The organism is Trujillonella humicola, from assembly GCF_046233715.1.
GTDB classification, from domain to species: Bacteria; Actinomycetota; Actinomycetes; order Mycobacteriales; family Geodermatophilaceae; genus Trujillonella; species Trujillonella humicola.
In genome coordinates, this window is the sequence record NZ_JBJNRJ010000104.1 from 1 (window position 1) to 4,584 (window position 4,584).

Below are 4,584 nucleotides of genomic sequence, written 5' to 3' on the forward strand. Positions count from 1 at the left end.
CTTCGCCACCCGGTACGACAAGCTCGCCGTCCGCTACGACGCCACCGTCGAGATCACCAACATCAACATCTATCTCCGCGACTTATCAAACAGGGCCTAAGGCCGCCACTCGGAGGCGGGTGCCGACAGGTCGGGTGGGACACGCCGGCCGAGGGCTACTTTCCCCTGTGCGGCGGCCGATCGAGACCGGTGCGCCAACCGGGGGCGCCCGTCCGCTGCGTCGCTCAGGCGTCGCCGTAGCGATCGCGCTCGACGACGAACTGGCCGGTGGCGGTGAGCCCCCGCCCCGCTCGGGTGGGGGCTCACCTAGGTCACGTGCACGTGGCGCCTACGCCGTGAGCCCCGGGGCCGGCGCTGACGCCCGGCGGTAACCGGTACCGGTCAGTCCTCGAGCAACTCCCGGAGCGCGGCGTCGACGAACTTCTGGTCCTCCGGGTTGAACGGCGCCAGGTGTCCCCAGATGGTCGGGATCGGGCGGGCCTCCGCGCCCTCGATGTGCCGGGCCTCGTACTCGCTGTCCACCGGCGGGAAGTAGGAGTCGGTCTCGGCGTTGAGGATGATCGTCCGCGCGCGGATCGCCCCCAACGCGGCCTCGAAGTTCCCCTCGAACTTCGGGTGGTCACCCAGGTCGTTGTGCCACCACGTCCACATCTGGGCGAGCAGGTCGTTGGCGTCGCACTTGATGAAGAAGGCGTCCCAGAAGTAGTCGATGAACTCCTCCACCGTGGTGGCGCCGAAGGCCCGGAACACCTCCTGGCGGTAGAACGGCTCGGAGAAGCCCCACCCCGCGTACAGGGCGGCCATGGCCTTGACGCCCTTGATCGGCGGCTTGTCACCGTAGAAGCCGTCGTTCCAGTCCGCGTCCGTGGTGATCGCGCGGATGTTGCCGGAGAGGAACACCTTGTTGAAGTTCGCCGTCCGCGCGGAGCCGGAGATCGGTGCGATCGCCCGGACCATCTCGGGGTACAGAGCACCCCAGGCGTAGGTCTGGCAGGCGCCCATGGACCAGCTGCTGACCAGCCGGATGCTCTCGACGCCCAACTCCTCGGTGAGCAGACGATGCTGGGCGACGACGTTGTCGTAGGTCGTGACGTGCGGAAACCGGCTCCGCTCGAACGGCGGCGGGGTGTTGCTGGGCGAGGAGGACACCGCCGCCCCGAAGTGGTTCGGGATGACGATGAAGTAGCGCCCGGGGTCCAGCGCCCGGTCGGCGCCGGTCAGCCACTGCGCGGTGTCCGACGGGGTCGCGGTGAACCAGGTCGGACACACGACGACGTTGTCGCGGGCTTCGTTGAGCTCGCCGAGGGTGACGTAACCGAGCTTGGCCGCGGGGAGGACGGATCCCTTCTGGAGTGCGAAATCGCCCAGCTCGAAAATCTTGTGCTCCACGAACCCGCCTCTTCTCATCGGATGGAGCACCGACCGTAGGGGGCCGTGGACGACCGGAGCAAGGAGCGGCCGGCTGGGTGCTCGCGACGGGAAGCAGCAGCTCATGAGCTGTCGCGACTCTGCCCGGCAGGGGGACCCTCAGGGCAAGAGATGCCAGGGATGACCGCCTGCACCGGCGACTCGTCGGGCAGTGGCACCAGCACGTGCGCCGGCGACCCGGCGGCCGGGTCGCCGCGTCGCGGGAGCGACCACCGGGGAGCGACCGCCGCTACCGTGAGCGACCCCAGACCCGACGGGAGACACGGTGACCGGCAAGAGCCTGACCAAGCTGATCGGCTTCCTCGCGTTCCTGCTCGTGGTCGCCGGCGCCACGGTCGCCGCGTGGGACTACGAGTCCACCTCCTCCAGCCGCCGCGGGGAGGGGCTGGAGACGATCTGGCACGGCGTCCTCGCCCTCGTCGGGCAGGAGCAGAACGCCACCAGCGGCATGATCTGGATCGGCCGCGGCGTCGCCCTGGTCGGCGTCGCCCTGCTGGCGCTGTACGTGGTCCGGCGGGTCCGCGCAAACCGCCCGGCCGGCGCCCGGCAGCACCCGACGCCGGCCACCGGACCCCAGCAGCAGACCTCCCAGCACTGGGCCCCCGAGCAGGCGTCGCCTCCGCAGCAGTACGCGCCGGGGCAGTACTCGCCCGGGCAGTACTCGCCCGGGCAGCACGCAGCACCGCAGCAGCAGGCCGAGCAGCAGCAGGTGGCCTGGTCGACCGGCGGACCCCGGCCCACTCCGCCGCCGGCGGCGCTCTCCTGGGGCGCGGTCACCAGCGGGCCGACCCCGCTCCCGCCCGTTCCGCAGGAGCGGCCCGAGCAGCCGGACCCGGATCGGGCGCCGCAGACCCGGCAGCCCGAACCCGCCGACATGACCCGCGAGGTGATCATCCCGCCGCTGCCGCCGGGCTGGGGCCGGAGCTGAGCCCGGCGCCGGTGGTCAGGCCCCCGCGGGGGCCGACTCGGCGCTGAGCAGCAGCAGCGACGCGTCGGCCGGGTCCATCGGCCGGGCGAACAGGAAGCCCTGCGCCAGGTCGCAGCGGCCGGCGACCAGCAGCCGGTGCTGCGCCTCGGTCTCCACCCCCTCGGCCACGATCTCCAGCCCCATCGTCCGGCCGAGGTCGATCATCGCCCGCACGATCGGCGGCAGGACGCCGTCCTCCTCGATCGACGCCACGAACGACCGGTCGATCTTCAGCACGTCCACGGTGAACTCCCGCAGGTGCGCCAGCGACGAGTAGCCGGTACCGAAGTCGTCCAGCGCCAGCCGGACGCCGAGCCCGCGCAGCGCCGCCAGGCACTCGCCCACCCGCTCCGGGTCGTTCACCAGCGCCGTCTCGGTCACCTCGAGCACGAGCGCGGACGGCGCCAGGCCGCTGGCGGCCAGGGCCTCGGTGACGCGCCCGACCAGGTGCGGCGAGGTCAGCTGCACCGCCGACACGTTGACCGCCATGGTCAGGTCGCGACCGTGCTCGGTCCGCCACCGGGCCGCGGCGGTACAGGCCTCGCGCAGCGCCCAGGCGCCGATCTCCTCGATGAGGCCGGACGCCTCGGCGACCGGCACGAAGCGCGACGGCGACACCGGACCCAGGGCCGGCGAGTCCCACCGCAGCAGGGCCTCGAAGCCGGTGACCGCGCCGCCCGCCAGGTCCACCACCGGCTGGTAGACCATCCGGAACTCGCCGGCGGCCAGCGCGCCGTGCAGCTCCTGCTCCAGCTCCCTGGCCGCCACCGCCGCCGCGCGCATCTCCGGGTCGAAGACGAGGCACCGCCCGCGGCCGGCGAGCTTGGCCGCGTACATCGCGATGTCGGCGTCCCCCAGCAGCGAGTCGCCGGTCGCGCCGGCGTCGCCGACGGCGACGCCGATGCTGCCCGACACGGTGACGCTCTGCCCGTCCAGCACGACCGGGGTGGCCAGCACGGCGAGCACCCGCTCCGCCGTCGTGACGGCCTCCTCGCACCCGGTCCCGGACTGCTCGACGAGGACGGCGAACTCGTCGCCGCCGAGCCGTGCCACCGTGTCGTCGGCGCGCACGGCCGAGCGCAGCCGCGCGGCGACCTCGCGCAGCAGCGCGTCACCGGCGAGGTGGCCGAGGGTGTCGTTGACGCCCTTGAACCCGTCGAGGTCGATGAACACCAGCGCCGGCCGGCCCCGCCCGCGGGCGCCGCGGAGCAGCGCCTGCTCCACCCGGTCGGTGAACAGGGCCCGGTTGGCCAGGCCGGTCAGGGCGTCGTGGAACGCCTGGTGGGCCAGCGCCTCCTCGGCCCGCTTGCGGTCGGTGATGTCGGTGACGTGGACGACGACACCGCCGACGTCCGGGTCGTCGGTGAGGTCGACCAGCCGCACGCCGATCCAGGACGACGTGCCCTGCCGGCGGCAGGCCAGCTCGGCGTCGACCACGTCACCGGCGGCGTGCAGCGCGCGGCGGAACGTCCGGTGGGCCTGGGCCGGGTCGACACCGAGCAGGCCGACCACGTCACCGGCCTCGACGTCCCGCGGGGCGTGGAGCCCGAACCGGGACGACAGCGGGGCGGGATCGCTGAGCAGCGCGCCGTCCCGGCTGACGACGACGACGGCATCGGAGCTGTGCGCGGCGAGCGCGGCGCTGTAGCGCTGCTGCGACTGCACCCGCGCCCGAGCGGCGGCCTCCCCGCGCACGAGGAGCGAGGCCCGCACGAAGACCAGCGCCGTGAGGGCCAGCGTGCTGACCAGGAGCAGGCCCGGGGCCTCCTCCGCGCCGCTGAGGTCGAGGGCGAACTCCATCCCGGCGGGGACGAGCAGCGCACCGAGCGAGACGGCGAGCCGGCCGAGGCCGCTGCGCACCGCGACGACGGGCTCGTCGGCGGGCGCCGACCGCTCGCCCCGCGGCAGGGCCGCCAGCCCGAGCAGGACCGAGCCGAGCATCCACCCGGTGTCCAGCCAGGAGCTCGCCAGGGCGGCGTCCGCCCCGAGCAGGTAGCCGACGTCGCACACCAGCCAGGTCCCGGCTCCCCCGGCGACCAGCAGGCCGGTCACCTCGCCCCGGGCGCGGCGGACTAGGCCCTGTTTGATAGGTCGCGGAGATAGATGTTGATGTTGGTGATCTCGACGGTGGCGTCGTAGCGGACGGCGAGCTTGTCGTACCGGGTGGCGAAGGCGCGGTTCTGCTTGTG

General features: G+C 73.2%; 3 protein-coding genes. 1 reads left to right on the forward strand and 2 read right to left on the reverse strand.

Annotated elements, in window-relative coordinates:
• Positions 1 to 381: 381 nt before the first annotated feature.
• Entirely contained in the window at positions 382 to 1,407 is a 1,026-nt protein-coding gene (locus tag ACK586_RS25170; RefSeq protein ID WP_409333274.1) for an alpha/beta fold hydrolase, read from the reverse strand.
• 286 nt (positions 1,408 to 1,693) lie between these two features.
• Here ACK586_RS25170 and ACK586_RS25175 point away from each other — a divergent pair, with 286 nt between their 5' ends.
• Positions 1,694 to 2,356 carry a hypothetical protein gene (locus ACK586_RS25175; protein ID WP_409333275.1) on the forward strand — a complete coding sequence of 221 codons (663 nt, stop codon included), beginning with the start codon at positions 1,694 to 1,696 and terminating at the stop codon, positions 2,354 to 2,356.
• A gap of 15 nt (positions 2,357 to 2,371) precedes the next feature.
• Here ACK586_RS25175 and ACK586_RS25180 read toward each other — a convergent pair whose 3' ends face one another.
• Positions 2,372 to 4,447 carry a putative bifunctional diguanylate cyclase/phosphodiesterase gene (locus ACK586_RS25180; protein ID WP_409333276.1) on the reverse strand — a complete coding sequence of 692 codons (2,076 nt, stop codon included), beginning with the start codon at positions 4,445 to 4,447 and terminating at the stop codon, positions 2,372 to 2,374.
• Positions 4,448 to 4,584: the final 137 nt, after the last annotated feature.